General features: G+C 62.6%; 18 protein-coding genes. 8 read left to right on the top strand and 10 right to left on the bottom strand.

Going from position 1 to position 17,854, the window contains the following annotated elements; all coding sequences use genetic code 11:
• Positions 1-9 precede the first annotated feature (9 nt).
• From BLT66_RS05215 to BLT66_RS05195, 5 genes are all read left to right on the top strand, one after another.
• A complete protein-coding gene (locus BLT66_RS05215; RefSeq protein ID WP_092756352.1) occupies positions 10-948 on the top strand; it encodes a 4-hydroxyproline epimerase in 939 nt (312 codons plus the stop codon).
• Positions 945-2,051, top strand: coding sequence for an NAD(P)/FAD-dependent oxidoreductase (locus BLT66_RS05210; RefSeq protein ID WP_092756350.1), 1,107 nt, complete (start codon positions 945-947; stop codon positions 2,049-2,051). The genes BLT66_RS05215 and BLT66_RS05210 overlap by 4 nt, the downstream gene beginning before the upstream one ends.
• Positions 2,042-2,281, top strand: coding sequence for a (2Fe-2S)-binding protein (locus tag BLT66_RS05205; RefSeq protein ID WP_092756348.1), 240 nt, complete (start codon positions 2,042-2,044; stop codon positions 2,279-2,281). Before BLT66_RS05210 ends, BLT66_RS05205 begins: the two co-directional genes overlap by 10 nt.
• Positions 2,278-3,582 carry an NAD(P)/FAD-dependent oxidoreductase gene (locus BLT66_RS05200; RefSeq protein ID WP_092756346.1) on the top strand — a complete coding sequence of 435 codons (1,305 nt, stop codon included), beginning with the start codon at positions 2,278-2,280 and terminating at the stop codon, positions 3,580-3,582. Before BLT66_RS05205 ends, BLT66_RS05200 begins: the two co-directional genes overlap by 4 nt.
• A gap of 138 nt (positions 3,583-3,720) precedes the next feature.
• Entirely contained in the window at positions 3,721-4,854 is a 1,134-nt protein-coding gene (locus BLT66_RS05195; RefSeq protein ID WP_092756344.1) for a branched-chain amino acid ABC transporter substrate-binding protein, read from the top strand.
• Between the two features lie 78 nt (positions 4,855-4,932).
• Here BLT66_RS05195 and BLT66_RS05190 read toward each other — a convergent pair whose 3' ends face one another.
• The 10 genes from BLT66_RS05190 to iolC all read right to left on the bottom strand — a co-directional run bounded on the left by BLT66_RS05190 (position 4,933) and on the right by iolC (position 13,955).
• Complete coding sequence (locus BLT66_RS05190; protein ID WP_092756342.1) at positions 4,933-5,199, bottom strand: hypothetical protein; 267 nt, start codon at positions 5,197-5,199, stop codon at positions 4,933-4,935.
• A 177-nt stretch (positions 5,200-5,376) separates the two neighbouring features.
• Complete coding sequence (locus BLT66_RS05185) at positions 5,377-5,715, bottom strand: hypothetical protein (RefSeq protein ID WP_143029144.1); 339 nt, start codon at positions 5,713-5,715, stop codon at positions 5,377-5,379.
• A gap of 114 nt (positions 5,716-5,829) precedes the next feature.
• A complete protein-coding gene (locus tag BLT66_RS27385) occupies positions 5,830-6,051 on the bottom strand; it encodes an RpiB/LacA/LacB family sugar-phosphate isomerase (protein ID WP_304442130.1) in 222 nt (73 codons plus the stop codon).
• Positions 6,052-6,053: 2 nt separating this feature from the next.
• Positions 6,054-6,272, bottom strand: a complete 219-nt coding sequence (locus tag BLT66_RS27380; protein ID WP_304442129.1) for an RpiB/LacA/LacB family sugar-phosphate isomerase — start codon at positions 6,270-6,272, stop codon at positions 6,054-6,056.
• A 54-nt stretch (positions 6,273-6,326) separates the two neighbouring features.
• A complete protein-coding gene (locus BLT66_RS05175) occupies positions 6,327-6,887 on the bottom strand; it encodes a hypothetical protein (RefSeq protein WP_092756338.1) in 561 nt (186 codons plus the stop codon).
• Positions 6,888-7,033: 146 nt separating this feature from the next.
• Positions 7,034-7,408: a hypothetical protein gene (locus BLT66_RS05170; RefSeq protein ID WP_143029143.1), complete on the bottom strand. Its 375-nt coding sequence runs from the start codon at positions 7,406-7,408 to the stop codon at positions 7,034-7,036.
• Positions 7,409-8,410: 1,002 nt separating this feature from the next.
• Positions 8,411-9,220 carry a 5-deoxy-glucuronate isomerase gene (iolB, locus tag BLT66_RS05165; protein ID WP_092756334.1) on the bottom strand — a complete coding sequence of 270 codons (810 nt, stop codon included), beginning with the start codon at positions 9,218-9,220 and terminating at the stop codon, positions 8,411-8,413.
• Position 9,221: 1 nt separating this feature from the next.
• On the bottom strand, positions 9,222-10,127 hold the full coding sequence (iolE, locus tag BLT66_RS05160) for a myo-inosose-2 dehydratase (protein WP_092756332.1): 906 nt from the start codon (positions 10,125-10,127) through the stop codon (positions 9,222-9,224).
• A gap of 22 nt (positions 10,128-10,149) precedes the next feature.
• Positions 10,150-12,006: a 3D-(3,5/4)-trihydroxycyclohexane-1,2-dione acylhydrolase (decyclizing) gene (iolD, locus tag BLT66_RS05155; protein WP_092756330.1), complete on the bottom strand. Its 1,857-nt coding sequence runs from the start codon at positions 12,004-12,006 to the stop codon at positions 10,150-10,152.
• An 8-nt stretch (positions 12,007-12,014) separates the two neighbouring features.
• Positions 12,015-13,955, bottom strand: a complete 1,941-nt coding sequence (iolC, locus tag BLT66_RS05150) for a bifunctional 5-dehydro-2-deoxygluconokinase/5-dehydro-2-deoxyphosphogluconate aldolase (RefSeq protein WP_092756327.1) — start codon at positions 13,953-13,955, stop codon at positions 12,015-12,017.
• A 261-nt stretch (positions 13,956-14,216) separates the two neighbouring features.
• Here iolC and BLT66_RS05145 point away from each other — a divergent pair, with 261 nt between their 5' ends.
• From BLT66_RS05145 to BLT66_RS05135, 3 genes are all read left to right on the top strand, one after another.
• Entirely contained in the window at positions 14,217-15,146 is a 930-nt protein-coding gene (locus BLT66_RS05145; RefSeq protein ID WP_092756325.1) for a sugar ABC transporter substrate-binding protein, read from the top strand.
• Between the two features lie 89 nt (positions 15,147-15,235).
• Entirely contained in the window at positions 15,236-16,771 is a 1,536-nt protein-coding gene (locus tag BLT66_RS05140) for a sugar ABC transporter ATP-binding protein (RefSeq protein ID WP_092756323.1), read from the top strand.
• Between the two features lie 18 nt (positions 16,772-16,789).
• Positions 16,790-17,809 carry an ABC transporter permease gene (locus BLT66_RS05135; protein ID WP_092756321.1) on the top strand — a complete coding sequence of 340 codons (1,020 nt, stop codon included), beginning with the start codon at positions 16,790-16,792 and terminating at the stop codon, positions 17,807-17,809.
• The last annotated feature ends 45 nt before the right edge of the window (positions 17,810-17,854 follow it).

The following is a 17,854-nucleotide window of genomic DNA, read 5'->3' as shown; positions in this document are numbered from 1 at the left end:
GACTTTGCAATGCAGCGCATCCACATCATCGACTCCCACACCGGCGGCGAACCCACACGCCTGGTCATCGGCGGCTTCCCCGACCTCGGCTCTGGCAGCATGGCCGAGCGCCGCGCCGTGCTGGCCGCCCAGCACGACCAGTGGCGGGCCACCACCGTGCTGGAGCCGCGCGGCAACGACGTGATCGTGGGCGCGCTGCTGTGCGAACCCGTGGCCGCAGATGCCGCCGCCGGCGTGATCTTCTTCAACAACACCGGCTACCTGGGCATGTGCGGCCACGGCACCATAGGCCTGGTGGTGAGCCTCGCGCACATGGGGCGCATTGAGCCGGGTGTGCACAAGATAGAAACCCCGGTGGGCACGGTGGAAGCCACTTTGCACACCGACGGCTCGGTCAGCGTGCGCAATGTGCCGGCTTACCGGTATGCCACGCAGGTGGCCGTGCAGGTGCCGGGCTACGGCCTGGTGCATGGCGACGTGGCTTGGGGTGGCAACTGGTTCTTCCTGGCCAGCGACCACGGCCAGACCGTGGCCAGTGACCAGTTGGCCGGCCTGACCCGCTACGCCAGCGCGCTGCGCGAGGCGCTGGGTGCGCAAGGTATCACCGGTGCTGAGGGCGCCGAGATTGACCACGTCGAACTGTTTGGACCCGACGACAACGGCGCCGACAGCCGCAACTTCGTGCTCTGCCCGGGCCTGGCCTACGATCGCTCGCCCTGCGGCACCGGTACCAGCGCCAAGATCGCCTGCTTGGCGGCTGACGGCAAGCTGGCGCCCGGCGATACCTGGCAGCAGGCCAGTGTGATCGGCAGCCGCTTCGAGGCGTCTTACACGGTGGACAACGGCCAGGTGATCCCAACCATCCGCGGCCGCGCCCATGTGTGCGCCGAGAGCACCTTGCTGGTGGCCGAAGACGACCCGTTTGGCTGGGGCATCACACTAGGATGAACGCCGACACCATCGTCATCGGCGCCGGCATCGTGGGTGCTGCCTGCGCCCATGCGTTGGCGCAAACCGGACAGCGGGTGTTGGTGCTCGACGCGCAACTGGGCGGTGCCACCGGCGCCGGCATGGGTCATCTGGTGGTGATGGACGACAACCCGGCCGAGCTGGCCCTGAGCCGGTATTCCGTCGGCCTGTGGCAAGCCCTGGCGCCGCAGATGCCGGCCGACTGCGCCTACAGCGGCTGTGGCACGCTGTGGATTGCAGCCAACGCCGAGGAAATGGCCGCCGCCGAAGACAAGCGCCAGCGCATGCAGCAGCACGGCATTGCCAGCCATCTGTTGGATGCCGCCGCTCTGGCCCAGGCCGAACCCGCCTTGCGCCCTGGCCTTGCGGGCGCGCTCAAAGTGCCCGGCGACGGCATCGTCTACGCCCCCAATGCCGCCCGCTGGCTACTATCAAAATGCGAGCGCTTGGTGCAGGTGGAATATGCGCAAGTGACCGAAATCGATGGAAAAACAGTGCGGCTGGCCGACGGCAGCCAGCGCCAGGCTCCGCAGATTCTGCTGGCCAACGGCATCCAGGCCACCACGCTGTGCCCGGACTTGCCGATACGCCCCAAGAAAGGCCACCTGTTGATCACCGACCGCTACCCCGGCACGGTGCACCACCAACTGGTGGAGCTGGGCTACATCACCAGTTCGCACCACAGCGAGGGGCCGTCGGTGGCTTTCAATCTGCAGCCGCGGCCTACCGGCCAGCTGCTGCTGGGCTCTTCGCGCCAGTTCGATACCACCGACATGGCAGTGGAGTCCGCCATGTTGTCCGCGATGTTGCAGCGGGCCCTGGGCTATATGCCGGGCTTGGCGTCGCTCAACGCCATCCGCAGCTGGACCGGCCTGCGCGCTGCCACGCCCGACAGCCTGCCCATCCTGGGTCCACACCCCGGGCGCGACGGCCTGTGGCTGGCGGTAGGCCATGAAGGCCTGGGTGTGACCACGGCCCTGGGTACCGCGCAGCTGCTCGCGGCTAGCATGACCGGCGCCACGCCCGCCATCGATGCCTCGGCCTACGCGCTGCAGCGCTTTCAGGAGCTGGCATGCACATAACTTTGACGATAGACGGCCAGGCGGTCGCGGTACCCGCGGGCTGCTCGGTGGCGGCGGCGCTAGCCATCGCCGGCGACGGCACGGCCCGCAGATCGGTCAGCGGTGCGCTGCGGGCGCCGGTGTGCGGCATGGGCATTTGCCAGGAATGCCGGGTCTGGGTGGACGGCGTGCGCCAGCTGGCCTGCCAGACCACTTGCCGTGCAGGCATGCGGGTCGAGGTGACGCAATGACGGCCACTACCGAATCCGGCGAATCCTGCGACCTGCTGGTCATCGGCGCGGGCCCGGCAGGCATGGCGGCGGCCCTGGCAGCCGCACCCAGCGGTGCGCGCATCGTGGTGATCGATGACAACCCGGCCCCCGGCGGCCAGATCTGGCGCGACGGCCCGGGCGCGCAGCTGCCGGTAGCAGCCCGCCGCATGCGCGATGCACTGGCTGCCTGCAGCAATGTGCGGCTGTGCAGCGCTACCCGGGTGGTGGCGGCACCGGCGCCGGGCACGCTGCTGCTGGAAGATGCCGAACGTGGCTGGCACCTGCAGTGGAACAAGCTGGTGTTGTGTACCGGCGCACGCGAGCTGCTGCTGCCATTTCCCGGCTGGACCCTGCCGGGCGTGACCGGCGCCGGCGGCTTGCAGGCACTGATCAAGTCCGGCCTGCCGGTGGCGGGCGAAAGGATTGTGGTGGCCGGCTCCGGCCCCTTGTTGCTGGCTGTGGCGGCTACTGCGCGCCATGCTGGTGCGCAAGTGCTGCGGATTGCCGAGCAGACTTCCGCGGCAGCGCTCGCCGGCTTTGCCGCCCAGTTGCTACGCTGGCCCGGCAAAGCGGCGCAGGCGCTGAGCTTGCTGCATCCGGGCTTGTGTACCTCTGCCCATGTGCTGGCGGTGCACGGCCAGGGGCGGGTGGAGTCGGTGCAGCTGCAGCAGGGCGCGCGCAGGCTAGACTTGGCCTGCGACCGGTTGGCTTGCGGTTTTGGCCTGGTGCCGAATACCCAGCTGGGTCAACTGCTCGGCTGCGACTTGACGCCCGCTGCTGAGGGTGTCCAGGCGCTACGGGTCGATGCCTGGCAGGCCACCAGCCTGCCGAATGTCTATGCCGCCGGCGAATGCACAGGTTTTGGCGGCAGTGAGCGCGCATTGGTCCAGGGGGCGATTGCCGGCCATGCGGCGCTGGGTCAACGGGATGCGGCGCAACAGCGTTGGAAGGAGCGTGAGCGCTGGGACGGTTTTGCGCGCCAGTTGGCGCACAGTTTTGCGCTGGGGCCGCAGCTCAAGACACTGGCGCAGGCTGACACGCTGGTCTGCCGTTGCGAGGACGTGAGCTATGCCGCCGTGGCCGGCTGCGCGGGTTGGCGGGACGCCAAGCTGCACAGCCGCTGCGGCATGGGGGCTTGCCAAGGGCGCGTATGTGGGGCGGCTACGCAATTTTTGTTCGACTGGACGTCGCCTGCGCCACGCATTCCGCTGACGCCCGCACGCCTTGGCACGCTTGCTGCATTGCCTGGTGTGCAAGAGGCTTCACATGAAAGGATGTAACCAACATTAGCCCAGCTTCTTAATCCTCACACTTACTTCAGTAAGCGAAAACCCGGCATGCCGCTACACGCTTATGCACCTACAGTGCGGCGGTGACCGATTCCATGTTCCACCATTTCCCTATTTAGGACAAAGTCAATGCAAACTAGTTTCACAAAGATCGCGCTTGCTGGCGCCATGGCATTTGCAATTGCCGGCGGTGCGTATGCACAAGAGCAAGTCGTCAAGATTGGCGTCACCGGCCCCTTGTCCGGCCCCAATGCCTTCATCGGTAAAGACAATGAAAACGGAGTGCGCCTGGCGGTGGAAGACCTGAACGCCAAGAAGATGGTGGTGGGTGGCAAGACCCTCAAGTTCGAGCTGGCCTCCGAAGACGACCAGTGCGATCCCAAATCCGGCGTCAGCGTGGCGCAGAAGCTGGTGGACGGCGGCGTCAAATACGTGATGGGTCCGTACTGCTCGGGTGTGGCGATTCCTGCATCGCGCATCTACAGCGAAGGCAATGTGGTGGTGTCCACCGTGGGCAGCAACCCCAAGGTCACCATGGGCGGCTACAAGAACCTGTTCCGCATCATGGCCGGCGACAACGAAATCGGCGCCCGCCTGGCGTTCTATGCCGCCAACATCCTGAAGGTCAAGAACGTGGCCGTGATCGACGACCGCACGGCCTACGGCCAGGGCCTGGTGGATGAGTTCTCCAAAGAAGCCAAGAAGCTGGGTCTGAACATCGTGGCCCAAGAGTTCACCACCGACAAGTCCACCGACTTCTCCGCCATCCTGACCAGCCTGAAAGCCAAGAACCCCGACGTGATCTTGCTGGGTGGCTATGCACCGCAAGCCGGCCCGATGGTTCGCCAGATGAAGTCGCTGGGCATCAATGCCAAGCTGATGGGCGGCGATGCCATCTGTACCGCAGAACTCGGCAAGCTGGCCGGCGACGCCGCCACCGACACCGTGCTGTGCGCCCAAGGTGGCGTGGTGCTGGAAAAGACCGCCGAAGGCCCAGCCTTCAAGGCCAAGTACAAGAAGCGTTTCAACATCGACCCCGATGCCTACGCGCCTTCGTTCTACGACCAGACCATGTTCGTTGGCCAGTCTATGCAGAAGGCCGATTCGGTGAACTCCGAAAAGGTCGGCGCCGAAATCTACAAGACCACCTACAAGGGCATGTCGGGCACGTTCGCGTTTGACGAAAAGGGCAACCTGAAGGCTGCTCCGATCACCATCTACACCTTCAAGGGTGGCGTGCCATCGGCACTGGGTGCGTACTGATACCCTAGCGCTGCTAGCGTGAAGTAAAAGGGGCCGTTCACACGGCCCCTTTTTTTATGCACGCTTTGGGTACAGGTTTCAGTCGGCGCTGATTTCCAGCGTGTCTTCGTCTTCCAGGCTTTCGCTGTCCATCACCGCGATCTCGGCGTACTGCACGGCGTTTAGCTGGTGGCGGTAGGCTTTGTGGGCGTTGCGTTCACAGGCTTCATCGTCGCCATCGTCGTCTGCCGTGGCTGCCAGCAGGTGGAACTTTGCGGCGGCCGCGAAGTGGTGCGCCGCCATGCGGTGGTGGTCGCCCAGTGTTTCAAACTCTTCTTCCAGGATGGTGGTGTCGGCAGTGTTCATAAGGTCCTCGCAGATGCTGGCGCGGCGACATACCGCATGGCTAGGATGCGTGGTTTGGATGAAGGCTTGATGACACGGGTGCTATGGTAGTGATAGCTGGTGGTGCAGGTTTTATGTGTGCTGGAGCGTGATTTGGTGTGTGATTTTCGTATGCACAATCTGTATCAGCCTGAATTGTCAGGGCGCATGTCTGACACTGAGCACCCACCAGATGAAGCCGAGCGCGACGCACAAAGACGCCCATGCGACGAGCATGCCACCAAAGTTCACCGCCAGCACCAAAGGGGCAAAGCCGCTCGTGAACCAATGGCTGAGGGGCACGAATGGCTCCGCGTAACTGCCAGCGGGACAGACGGCTTGCATGTCAAAGCTTGCTGGCGTGCAGCCGGCCCATGCAACGACCTTGCGTGCAGCAATACCGGATGAGAACGGTATGCCGAACAGCAAGCAGAAGGCAATCAGGCCGCTGGTTACGAGCCAGAACATCAGTTTGAAAAAGCGCCGAGTACGTTGCATGTGCGCCCTAACGAATGACATGGGGAGTGGCCAAGGGCGGTAGCCCTTGGACGCTGCTCTCGATGGAAGGGTTAGGCGGCACTTGCCTCGCTTCGCTGACCCGAAGCTGCCACTTCAAGGCAGATTGATCTTCGTGACGCGCGTGGCATGACGCCCACCTTCGAACGCTGCGCTTAAGAAGGCTTCTACGATATCGATTGCTGTTCCCTGGCCCACGACCCGTGACCCAATGCAAAGCACGTTGGCGTCATTGTGCTGGCGGCTCATCCGTGCGCTCAATGGTTCGCTGCAAACTACAGCGCGCACTGCAGGGTGGCGATTTGCCGCGATGGACATTCCTACGCCTGTTCCGCATACCAGTATCGTATCGCGCGTGCGATCTCACCGCCTTCGATCGCGTGCGCTACAGCATGTGCGAAGTCGGGATAGTCACAGGATTCATCCGTGGTCGTGCCGAAATCGCGCACGGCGACACTTCGCTTTTCGAGCTCAGCAACTAGGAAGCGCTTCAAATCAAGGCCCGCGTGATCGGAGGCCACGCCAAGGTGTTTTGTCATGCTCGATTAATTCCAAGAAAAATGTGCAGAGTCTGCAATGAGTTTGTATGACGCCTAAACGTTTGAGCTGAGAGGACCGCCAGCGGCTTCGTTGCGTTCCTTCGCTTCACGACGCCTCAGAAAGTGCGCTGCAACCCCTGCGCCGAGTGCTCCGGTTGCCGCTCCGAAAACGCTGAGTTCTGGCGAGAAGGGGCGGTCTGCACTGCCAACAACAACCGGCAGGATGTACATGATTGCAGCACCCACAAGCGCACCCAGGACGGACGCTGACTGTTGGGGCCTCGGCAGGCGCCAGGTGAACGCAAATAGTACTGGCCCCAGACAGAGACTGGTGGGGACCGCGATGAGACCCGCAAACAGCCAGATTGCGGGACTTGCAAAGAGCACATCGACGGGTTTGATCCAGAATCCACTCGGTGCGACCAGCTCGGCCATGAACCAGAACGCCGGTGCCGCAAGTGTTGCCACCACTGCGCCGAGAAGAGACGCCTTGATCCGCGCCGGCAAAGTTGGCGGCGATCGCAAATCGGTTTCTCCCCGCGCGGAGTCATTCATACGGCCTAACGAGGCTGTAAAAAAACTGATCTTCACAAGCGTTTGCCATGCCTTTTGCATAGCGCCGCTTCAAGACCAGGATGTAAGTGTTCATGCCCACAGTTTGCCGTAATTTCGACCCCATTGGACTCTGGTGGCTGTGACATGTATGACGGCTAACGTTCTAGGTAAGAGGACCGCCGCTGCGGGTCCTCTTGACCGACGGGTTAGGCGGCATGTGCCTCGCGATGAACACGCAGGATAAGAACGGCGGTTACGACGGCGGAGACTACGGCAAACATAGCTACTCGGACCGAGGGCAGCTCGGGTGCACCAATGAGCGCCGACTGAAAGGCCGTAGCGATGAGGAGCGCTATGACGATGGAGATGCCGACAAAGTACGTGGCCACATGCTTAGCTCTTCCGCGTAGAAGCATAAGTGTGGGCGCGCCGACGAGTAGGGCGGCGGCACACGAGAAGATGGACCCGAACAGAAAGTAGTACACCCCAAGCATTGCTGCTGAACCAGGCGCCGACAAGAAGACGGCCACGCCACCAGCAATGGAACCAACCACAGGTGCACCGATGAAGGCAACGACCATCCCCGCTCTCGAAAGCATTCGGAAATTTCGGCTCAATGGCTGCGACATGAGAGTGACGCCTAACGTAATGTAGACCGCAAAACCTGTGGGATAAAAAGGTCGCCGCGGTCTATATTGGTCATCAAAATCTCCTGGAATTGGCTTGCAGACTGGCTTTCCGTGGGGGGCTTGTTTTTATACAGGTATAAAAGTTTTGACAAACAACGCACGCTCAGTGATGAACCACTATAGCCCGGCGTAATCGGTTGGTTTTCGACGCCGCAGGCGTCTCCGCCTCAAAAAGGTGGAATCACCAAGTGCTCTATTTTTCATAGCTGCTTGCACAGGTTGAATTTGCGCTGGAGCCAGTTTTTATTTGAAGCTTTCTAATATGGGTTGGGGTACGTGGATGGTTCTTGGTGTCCATGCGATCCCCGGCCGGGTATGCGCCCGGCAGCGCAGTAACTTTTCTTTTGCGCAAAAGAAAAGTCACCAAAAGAAAGGCGCCCCCACTGTCTGCGTCCCAGCGCTATCGCACTGGGAAACCTGCGGTGCTCGCTTTGGGCGGGGTCTGGCTAAACTCGCCTGCGGCTCAGACAACGCCAGCCCTGATCCGCCCAAAGCTGTGCTCCTCGGCGCATACAGAGGGGGACCCCGGGGATCGGGATCGGTGGCGCTGTGCGCCACATCGCGCCTAGGGCGCGAGGCGGTTGCAGTCCGGCTGCGCCGGGCTGGGCGGATCAGGGCCCGCGACTGTCTGAGGCCGAAGGCCGAGTTCGAGCGGGACCCCGACCAGACCGAGCAACGCAGCGTACCCGGAGCACCGCGCAGGGGCGACGACTTCGGCTCGCCTTTCTTTGGGTTACGTTTCTTTGGTGAAGCAAAGAAAGGTGACTGCGCCGCCGGGCGCACACCCGGCCGGGGATGCCAATGGCGTCTAGAAGTCCCAAAGAAACTTCAAGCTAAATCGACTGCTAGCGCAGGTAGAACCTGCGCTAGCAGCTATCGAATCACTAGCAAGTGCTATTTCGCCGCCAGCATCCACTCATGCGCCGGATCGTTCTTGAAGACCCAGAAGCGGTTCGGTCCGGCCATCACGTTCAGGTAGTACAGGTCGTAGCCATGCGGCGCCACCACCGGGTGGTAGCCACGCGGGACCATCACCACGTCGTGGTTCTCCACGGCGCAGGCTTCGTCCAGGCTGCGGTCGTCGGTGTAGACGCGCTGGAAGGCAAAGCCCTGCGGCGGGTTCAGGCGGTGGTAGTAGGTTTCTTCCAGCAGGGTTTCCACCGGCGGCTGCTCGATGTCGTGCTTGTGCGGGGGATAGCTGCTGGAGTGGCTGGCGGGCGTGAGGACTTCCACCACCAGCAGGTGTGCGGCGGTCGGGTCGTCGTGCGGCAGCACGTCGCACACATAGCGAGTGTTCGTGCCCTGGCCGCGCACACTGCGGCGCATGTTGGCGGGGTCGAGCACCTTGACGGCATGTGGCGTATTGCCGGCGGGGGCGCTGCACAGGCCGACTTCGGCATCGGTCTCGGCTAGCACCACCACGGTCTTGCCAGCGGGTACGTACACCGCCGCGGGTGAGACTTCTTCGAACACGCTTTTGCGCGTGCCCAGGTGGGCGTGGGTCTGGCCGTCGATGGTGACGCTGACGGTGCCGGTCAGCACCACCAGGCAGAGTTCGCGGGTGCCGGTATTGACCGACTCGGTTTCACCCTCGGCCAGACGCACGGCGCGGAAACCCACATGGGTCCAGCCGGCGCGCTCGGGCGTGACGTTGACGATCTCGCGGCCCGTGGGGGCCGCTTTGGCGAGCAGGGGGCTGACCATATCAAGCGCTCAGTTTGTTGACCAGGCCACGCAGCGTGTCGTAGCCCTTCTTGGCGTATTCATAGCTGGGGGCGACGGCCGGGTCTTGCTCGGCTTCGACCACCAGCCAGCCTTGGTAGCCGGCGTTCTTCAGAGTGGTCAGCACGGCTTCGTAGTCGATGCTGCCGTCGCCGGGTACGGTGAAGGTGCCGTTGATCACGCCGTTCAAAAAGCTCCAGCCGTCGTTGCGCGCCTGGGCGATCACCGGGGTGCGCACGTCTTTGCAATGCACGTGGACCACGCGTTCCACATGCTTTTTCAGCAGGGTGACGGGATCGGCAGCGCCGCCAAAGTAGGCGTGGCCGGTGTCGAACAGCAGGAACACCTTGGTCGGGTCGGTCAGCGCCATCAGTTTGTCGACATCGGCGGGCGATTCCACATACGCGCCCATGTGGTGGTGGTAGGCCAGCTTGATGCCGTAGGTTTTGACCAGGTGCTCACCGAAGGCGTTCAGGCGGTCGGCGTAGGCTTTCCATTGTTCGTCGTTGGCGAACTTGGGGCGCTTCGACACGGGGGTGTCGATCTGGCCCTGGATGGTGTCGGCGCATTCGCCGTAGACCACCACATTCACCTTGTTGTATTGCAGCTTTGTCATGTGGGCCTTGCAGCGCTCGATCTCGGCTTCCACCGTGTCGTTGCCCAGGAAGCCCGAGTACCAGCCGGACACGCAGGCCAGGCCGAATTCATCCAGCTTGGCTTTCAGGCCGGGGCCGTCCTTGGGAAATTTATTGCCCAGCTCGAAGCCTTCGTAGCCGATTTCCTTGCCTTCGCTCAAAGCCGTTTCCAGCAGGGTTTCGCCGCCCAGCGAGGGCAGGTCGTCGTTCATCCAGGACAGGGGGTTGATGCCGATGCGTACGTTCCAGGTCATAGTGGTTCTCTTGAGTAAATACTTAAATACGTTGTTCAGTTTTTGCGGTGGTGTAGCGTTCGAATGCTTCGTTCACCGCGGGGCGTTCAGAGACTTCGGGAATCGCGACCTCCCACCAGCAGCCGCCTTCGGCCGTGGTGCGCTCGTGGGTGGTGTCGATCACGATGACCTGGCTCTTGGTGGCAGCACGGGCGGCTACCATGGCAGTCTTCAGCTCGGCCACGTCTTTGACGTGTACAGCGTCGGCGCCCATGCTGCGGCCATGCATCGCAAAGTCGATCTGGCTGCTGCTGCCGCCTTCGGGGATGCAGTCGTCCAGCATGTTGTTGAAGTTGGGCGTACCGCTGGCGCGCTGCAGGCGGTTGATACAGCCGTAGCCCCGGTTGTCCAGGATCACCACGATCAGCTTTTTGCCCAGCAGCACCGAGGTGGCCAGCTCGGAATTCATCATCATGTAAGAGCCATCGCCCACGATGACGATGACTTCCTGGTCGGGGCGGGCCATCTTGGCACCCAGGGCGCCGGCCACTTCGTAGCCCATGCACGAGTAGCCGTATTCCACGTGGTAGTTGCCGGGCCGGGTTGCGCGCCACAGCTTGTGCAGCTCGGCGGGCAGTGTGCCGGCAGCGCAGACCACCACGTCATGCACATCGCTGTTGGCAATGGAGTCGCGCACGGCGCCAATGACTTCGGCGTCGTAGGGCAGCACATCCTTGGGAACGGCGGTGGTGAGCTCGGTGACGCGCTTCACCCAGCCAGCGGCCAGGCTGCGGGCGCGGGTGGTCCAGGCCGGTTCGGCCTTCCAGTCGCCGGCGGCGGTGCTGAGCTGGGCCAGGCCCACGCGGGCATCGGCCACCAGGGCGGCGCCGGCCCATTTGGTGGCGTCGAAGCTTTGCACGTTCAGGCTCAGCAATTTGGCTTTGGCGAACAGCGCGTGCGAGCCGGTGGTGAAGTCTTGCAGGCGCGTGCCTACGGCCAGCACCACATCGGCTTCACGGGCCATTTCATTGGCCGCAGGGCCACCGTCCACACCAATGCCGCCCAGGTTCAGCGGGTGGTCCCAGGGCAGGCTGCTCTTGCCACCGTGGGATTCGACGACTGGCACGCCGTGCTTCTCGGCAAAGGCGCGCAGTGCGTCCCAGGCCTGGCTGTACAGCACGCCACCGCCGGCCACGATCAGTGGTTGTTTGGCGGTTTTCAGCAGAGCCGCCGCAGCGGCCAGCTCGCGGGTGTCGGCGGGTGGGCGGCGGAAGTGGATCAGGCCAGGCTGCAAGAAACTTTCGGGGCAGTCGAAGGCATGGGTTTGCACATCCTGCGGCAGCGCCAGGCAGACCGGGCCGCAGCTGGCGGGGTCGGTCATGACCTGGATGGCGCGGGGCAGGGCGGTGAGGATTTGCTCGGCGCGGGTGATGCGGTCAAAGAAACGCGTCACGGGGCGGAAGGTGTCGTTGGCGCTCAGGTCGCCGTGCTGAAAGCTTTCGATCTGCTGCAGCACCGGGTCGGGGGCGCGCGAGGCAAAGGTGTCGCCGGGCAGTAGCAGCACGGGCAGGCGGTTCACATGGGCCATGGCCGCGGCGGTGACCAGGTTGGTGGCGCCGGGGCCGATGCTGGTGCTGACGGCCATGATGCGCTGGCGGAAATGCGCTTTGGCATAGGCCACGGCGGCGTGGGCCATGCCTTGTTCGTTGTGGGCGCGGTAGGTGGGCAGGGTGGCGCGTTCGGCGTACAGGGCTTCGCCGAAGCCGGCCACATTGCCGTGGCCGAAAATGGTGAACACGCCCGCGCAGTAGGGCTGGGTGCTGCCGTCGGCCATTTCGACTTGCAGCGCTGCCAAGTGCTTGACCAGCGCTTGGCTCATGGTGAGTTTTTGGGTTTTCATGGGCGAATTTATTTGGCAGATTTGCGGTTGCGCCAGGCGTCTACGAGGGTAGCGAAGTTGTGTGCAACGGCGTCTTTGAAGGCGGCGTCGTTGATTTCGTTTTTCAACCACTTTAGCGAAGGTTCTACCCACAGGGTGCGGCCCACCATAAAGCCCTTGACGATGGGGTTGGTGGCATGCACAAAGCTGTCGGCTAGGTGTTGCAGCGGCTGGTTCAGGCCCAGGATCACTGCGCCGCGGCAATACGGGTCGCGTTCGGCTACCAGGGCGGCCAGGTCGGCCCAGCCCTGTGCCTGCATGGGCGCCAGCTTCCACCATTCGGGCTTCACACCCAGGTTGTAGAAGCGCTTTACAGAGCGCAGCACGGCTGCGTCCTCGGTGCCGGCAGGCATCATGGCGCGGGGGCAGATGATTTCCAGCAGCAGCTCGTTGCCGCTGGTGCGGGTGGCTTCCCACAGTTCCAGCACGGTTTGTTCTTGTTGTAGGCGCAGCGCGTAGCTGTCGTCCGGGTGGTAGTGCACCAGGCACTTGACCACGTGTTCGGTTGGCCAGTTGATCAGCGCACTGCCAACCGAGCGGGTGCCGTCAAAGCGCAGGGGGCGCGAGCCTGGCAGCTCGACCGGACGGCCCACCCACCAGCCACGGCCGGTGGCGCTGGCCAGCGCGTCGCGGCCGTAGTCGCCGCCGTCGATCAACACGCCGGTGTGGCCTTGCAGCTTGTGGCTGGTTTCCACTTGCTCGGCGGCTTGCACCAGCAGCTTTTTCAGGGCCGGGATGCGGGAGTCGCTGGCACCGGCTTCGCGGGCAATATCAAAGAACTGGCTGCGGTGGTCGAACGCCAACACACACATTTCGTTCCACTCGGGGCGAGCCGCGGTGACGCGGTGCAGATGGGCCAACTGTTCATCGGCATCCACCTTGGGGTTGCGGCTGCCGCTGAACCAGTGGGCCAGCTCGGCCGGTGTGGCCATGGCGGCGGAGCAGGCGTGGCGCGACACCACGATGGCGCCGCAGGCATTGGCCACTTTGGTGGATTCGGCCCAGTCCTTGCCTTGCAGCAGGCTGGCCATCAGGCCGGACAGGAAGGAGTCGCCGGCGCCCAGCACGTTCAGCACTTCGACGCGCTCGCCCTTGAAGGTGGGGGCATCGTCGATATTGGTGGGGATCGCGTCTTCGATCACGCTGCAGCCAGCGGCGCCGCGCTTGACCACCAGGGTGGCGGCGCTGATGGCGCGCACGGCGCGCAGGCTGGCCATCAGGTCGTCGGCCACGCCGCCGGCGATGAAGAATTCTTCTTCGGTGCCGACCAGCAGGTCGAACAAGGGCAAGGTTTCCTGCAGTTGCTTCGTCACGTGTGCATCTGCTATGTAACGATTTTCGCCGGCGCCGCGGCTGGTCAGGCCCCAGAGTACCGGGCGGTAGTCGATGTCCAGCACGCGCACCACGCCGTGTTTCTTGGCGTAGGCGAGGGCGGTTTCCGATGCGCGGCGGGTGCCGGGTGTGCTGAGGTGGGTACCGGTAATGGCCAGGGCGCGGCACTGGGCGATGAAGTCTTCGCTGATCTGCTCGGCCTCTACCGCCATGTCGGCGCAGTTTTCGCGCACAAACAGCAGGGGGAAGGTGTCGCGGTCCTTCAGGCCCAGCAACACCAGCGCAGTCAGGCGCTCGGGGTCGACTTGCACCTGGCTGGTGTCGCAGCCTTCCTGCGCCAGGGTTTCGGTCAGGAAGCGGCCCATCTGCTCGTTGCCCACGCGGGACAGCATGGCGCTTTTCAAACCCAGGCGGGCCACGCCAAAAGCCAGGTTGCCCGAGCTGCCACCCAGGTACATGGCCATGCTGCGTGCGTCTTCAAGGCGGCTACCGAACTGCTGGGCATACAGATCCACGGCCAAGCGGCCCAGGCAGGCAAGGTCTATGCGGCGATTGGATGGGAAGTTTAGGTGGCTCATCAGACTACGGTTGATCAGGAAATGGGTTCTCGCGTACTGCGAGAAGGCGGCATACGCAACGGCCAGCTGTGCCCGTTGCAGCGACTATAAATTGTAGAGAAATATTTTTCTCTAAGTGTAATCACTTAGAAATTTATTTTCTATTTTGGCATTTTGTGATTACAGTACGGATCGTGGTCTGGGACATTTTTGCGCCCCGGCCCCACCCAACCGAATGGCGCAACCGCCGCTGTTCTCTAACTCATCCGGAGACGCATCAAAATGAAAAAATTGTTACTCGCAGCAGCCGTTTCGACCACCATGTTGGCCCCGATGGCCGCGCATGCTGAAAAGGTCGGCTTGGCCATGGCCCAGCTGGACACTTTCTTGACGATCCTGAAAAACGGCGTGGTCGATGCCGGCAAGAAGTCGGGTACCACGGTGCAAGTGGAAGACGCGCAGAACGACGTGGGCAAACAGCTCAGCCAGATCCAGAACTTGATCGCCCAGAAGGTCGACGCCATCATCGTCAACCCGGTAGATACCGACGTCACCCCCAAGATCACCAAGATGGTGACCGACGCCAAGATCCCGCTGGTCTATGTAAACCGCAAGCCAGTCGACTTTGCCAAGCTGCCCGCAGGCGTGGCGTTTGTGGCATCTGACGAAGTGGTCTCCGGCACCGTGCAAACCCAGGAAGTCTGCCGCTTGCTCAAGGGCAAGGGCGAAATCGTGGTGCTGATGGGCGAACTGTCGAACGAAGCCGCACGCACCCGTACCAAGGACATCGAAGACGTGCTGGCCACCAAGGACTGCAGCGGCATTAAGATTCTGGACAAGCGCGAAGGCAAGTGGGACCGCACCCAGGGCCAGGACATCACCACCAACTGGTTGTCCAGCGGCGTGAAGTTTGACGCCATCATCGCCAATAACGACGAAATGGCCATCGGCGCCATCAATGCGTTGAAGGCATCCAAGAAGTGGACTCCTGCTTCCATCGTGGCTGGCATCGACGCCACCCCTGACGCGCTGGCTTCCATGAAGGCGGGCGACCTGAAGGTCACCGTGTTCCAGAACGCGGCCGGCCAAGGCAGCGGCGCGCTGGACGCAGCCCTGAAGCTGTCCAAGAAGCAGCCCGTCGAACGCTTCGTCAACGTGCCATTTGAACTGGTAACGCCGGCTAACTTGGCCAAGTACTCCGGCAAAAACTAATTTGCCTTATTGGTCTTATTGGTCATTAGCCAGACGCCTCCAGCGATGGGGGCGTCTACCCATTTTTACCGTTCAATCGAGCTAGCTGTATGTCAGATACCGCCACCATGGAGCGACCGGCTGCGCCGTCCGCCGCCGCCGTTCCGCCTTTGCTGGAGATCCAGGGCATCCTGAAGATATTTCCAGGTGTGGTCGCACTCAACAATGTGCAACTCAAGCTGCGCGCAGGTACTGTGCATGCGCTGATGGGCGAAAACGGCGCCGGCAAGTCCACTCTGATGAAGATCATTGCGGGCATCTACACGCCAGAGAAGGGCGACATCCGCCTGCGTGGCCAACCCATCGTGCTGAAGTCGCCGCTGGACGCGCTGAACCAGGGCATCGCCATGATCCACCAGGAGCTGAACCTGATGCCGTACATGACGGTGGCAGAGAACGTCTGGATCACCCGCGAACCGAAAAATTGGCTGGGTCTGGTAGACCACGCCGAGCTGAACCGCAAGACCGCCGAGCTGTTCAAGGACTTGAACATCGATATCGACCCGGCGATAGAGATCCAGGAACTGTCTGTCGCCAACCGCCAGATGGTGGAGATTGCCAAGGCCGTGTCCTGGAACTCCGACGTGCTGATCATGGATGAGCCGACATCGGCCCTGACCGAAACCGAAGTGGCGCATTTGTTCGCCATCATTCGCCGCCTGCGGGCTCAGGGCAAAGGCATCATCTACATCACGCACAAGATGAACGAGCTGTTCGAGATCGCCGACGAGTTCTCGGTGTTCCGCGACGGCCAGTACATCGCCACCCATTTGTCCTCCGAGGTGACCCGCGACGACATCATCCGCATGATGGTGGGCCGCGAGATCACCCAGATGTTCCCCAAGCTGGACGTGCCGATTGGCGATGTCGTGCTGTCGGTCAAAGACCTGTGCGTCGAGGGCATCTTCAAGAATGTGAGCTTCGACATCCGTGCTGGCGAGATCGTCGGCATGGCCGGCCTGGTCGGCTCCGGTCGCTCGAATGTGGCCGAGGCGTTGTTTGGCGTGGTGCCTGCGACCTCGGGCACGATTTCCATCAAGGGCGAGCCCATACACATCCGCACGCCGCAGCAGGCGCTGGCCGCGGGCATGGCGTTCTTGACCGAAGACCGCAAGGAAACCGGCTGCTTCCTGGCGTTGAACATCCAGGAAAACATGGACTCGGCTGTGCTCAACCAGCGCTACGTGAGCAAAGGCTTTGTGCAGAGCGAGCAGCTCAACAAAGACTGCCTGGAAATGGCCAAGCGCCTGCGCGTGAAGACGCCCAGCATGGACGAGATCATCCAGAACCTGTCGGGCGGCAACCAGCAAAAAGTGCTGGTAGGCCGCTGGCTGCTGACGAATCCGCGCATCCTGATCCTGGACGAGCCCACCCGGGGCATTGACGTGGGGGCCAAGGCCGAAATCCACCGCCTGGTGTCTGAGCTGGCCGGCACGGGCGTGGCCATTTTGATGATTTCGTCGGAAATGCCCGAGGTGCTGGGCATGAGCGACCGCGTCGTGGTGATGCACGGCGGCCAGGTCACCGGCATCCTGGACCGCAAAGACGCCAACCAGGTCTCCGTCATGGACCTGGCTGCAAAGTAATTTAAAAGGAATGAATGTATGAGCTCCCCCACCATCTCCCAGCCCGCGTCAGGCGGTACCAAAGCAAAAATGAAGTTGCCCCCAGAGTTCAGCATCCTGCTGGTGCTGCTGGGTATCTGCGTCTTTTTTGAGGCGCTGGGCTGGTATCTGAACGGCCAAAGTTTCATGTTCAACGCCGAGCGGCTGCAAGTCATCATCTTGCAAATGTCGGTCATCGGCATCATTGCGGTGGGCGTCAACATGGTCATCATCACCAGCGGCATTGACCTGTCGTCGGGCTCGGTGGTGGCCGCGTCTGCGGTGGTAGCGGCCAGCCTGGCCCAGGTGTCGGACTTTCCGCGCGCCGTGTTCCCGCATCTGACCGACCTGAACCCGATCTGGCCCATCCTGGCCGGGGTGCTGGTGGGCGTGGTGGTGGGCTTGATCAACGGCTGGCTGATTGCGGCCACCGGTATCCCTCCCTTCATTGCCACTCTGGGCATGATGGTGGCTGCACGCGGCTTTGCCAAATGGTTTACCGGCGGCATGCCCGTCAGCATGCTGACCCCAGAGTTCGCCTGGATCGGCGAGGGGGCCAACCCGGTGATCATCTTCTTGGTGATCGTGGCGATTGCCCACGTGGTGCTGCGCTACACCCGCTTCGGCAAGTTCACCTACGCCATCGGCGCGAACCGCCAGGCGGCCCGCGTGTCGGGTATCAATGTGAACCGCCACCTGATCTGGATCTACACCATTGCCGGCCTGCTCAGCGGTGTGGCCGGTACCGTGACCGCGGCGCGCGCCATCTCCGGCCAGTCCGGCATGGGCGTGAGCTACGAGCTGGACGCGATTGCGGCCGTGGTCATCGGCGGAACCTCGCTGGTCGGCGGCCTCGGCCGGGTCACCGGCACCGTCATCGGCATCCTGATCCTGGGCGTGATGATGTCGGGCTTTACCTTCATCCGTATCGACGCCTATTACCAGGAGATGGTCAAGGGCGGCATCATCGTCGCCGCCGTGGTGGCCGACCAGTACCGCAACAAGAAGCGCCGTACCTGATTTATAGAAAATAGGGCTCTGGCGCAGGAAGTATCTGCGCCAGCA

The organism is Rhodoferax sp. OV413 (genome assembly GCF_900104385.1).
Classification (GTDB): Bacteria; Pseudomonadota; Gammaproteobacteria; order Burkholderiales; family Burkholderiaceae_C; genus Rhodoferax_B.
The sequence above is the reverse complement of the archived record's forward strand: the minus strand, read 5'-3'. Positions and strand labels throughout refer to the sequence as shown.

Coding starts and splice junctions, on each gene's coding strand:
- BLT66_RS05215 (WP_092756352.1), top strand. CDS start 10: ATGCAGCGCATCCACATCATCGACTCCCACACCGGCGGCGAACCCACA.
- BLT66_RS05210 (WP_092756350.1), top strand. CDS start 945: ATGAACGCCGACACCATCGTCATCGGCGCCGGCATCGTGGGTGCTGCC.
- BLT66_RS05205 (WP_092756348.1), top strand. CDS start 2,042: ATGCACATAACTTTGACGATAGACGGCCAGGCGGTCGCGGTACCCGCG.
- BLT66_RS05200 (WP_092756346.1), top strand. CDS start 2,278: ATGACGGCCACTACCGAATCCGGCGAATCCTGCGACCTGCTGGTCATC.
- BLT66_RS05195 (WP_092756344.1), top strand. CDS start 3,721: ATGCAAACTAGTTTCACAAAGATCGCGCTTGCTGGCGCCATGGCATTT.
- BLT66_RS05190 (WP_092756342.1), bottom strand. CDS start 5,199: ATGAACACTGCCGACACCACCATCCTGGAAGAAGAGTTTGAAACACTG.
- BLT66_RS05185 (WP_143029144.1), bottom strand. CDS start 5,715: ATGCAACGTACTCGGCGCTTTTTCAAACTGATGTTCTGGCTCGTAACC.
- BLT66_RS27385 (WP_304442130.1), bottom strand. CDS start 6,051: ATGTCCATCGCGGCAAATCGCCACCCTGCAGTGCGCGCTGTAGTTTGC.
- BLT66_RS27380 (WP_304442129.1), bottom strand. CDS start 6,272: ATGACAAAACACCTTGGCGTGGCCTCCGATCACGCGGGCCTTGATTTG.
- BLT66_RS05175 (WP_092756338.1), bottom strand. CDS start 6,887: ATGCAAAAGGCATGGCAAACGCTTGTGAAGATCAGTTTTTTTACAGCC.
- BLT66_RS05170 (WP_143029143.1), bottom strand. CDS start 7,408: ATGGTCGTTGCCTTCATCGGTGCACCTGTGGTTGGTTCCATTGCTGGT.
- iolB (WP_092756334.1), bottom strand. CDS start 9,220: ATGGTCAGCCCCCTGCTCGCCAAAGCGGCCCCCACGGGCCGCGAGATC.
- iolE (WP_092756332.1), bottom strand. CDS start 10,127: ATGACCTGGAACGTACGCATCGGCATCAACCCCCTGTCCTGGATGAAC.
- iolD (WP_092756330.1), bottom strand. CDS start 12,006: ATGAAAACCCAAAAACTCACCATGAGCCAAGCGCTGGTCAAGCACTTG.
- iolC (WP_092756327.1), bottom strand. CDS start 13,955: ATGAGCCACCTAAACTTCCCATCCAATCGCCGCATAGACCTTGCCTGC.
- BLT66_RS05145 (WP_092756325.1), top strand. CDS start 14,217: ATGAAAAAATTGTTACTCGCAGCAGCCGTTTCGACCACCATGTTGGCC.
- BLT66_RS05140 (WP_092756323.1), top strand. CDS start 15,236: ATGTCAGATACCGCCACCATGGAGCGACCGGCTGCGCCGTCCGCCGCC.
- BLT66_RS05135 (WP_092756321.1), top strand. CDS start 16,790: ATGAGCTCCCCCACCATCTCCCAGCCCGCGTCAGGCGGTACCAAAGCA.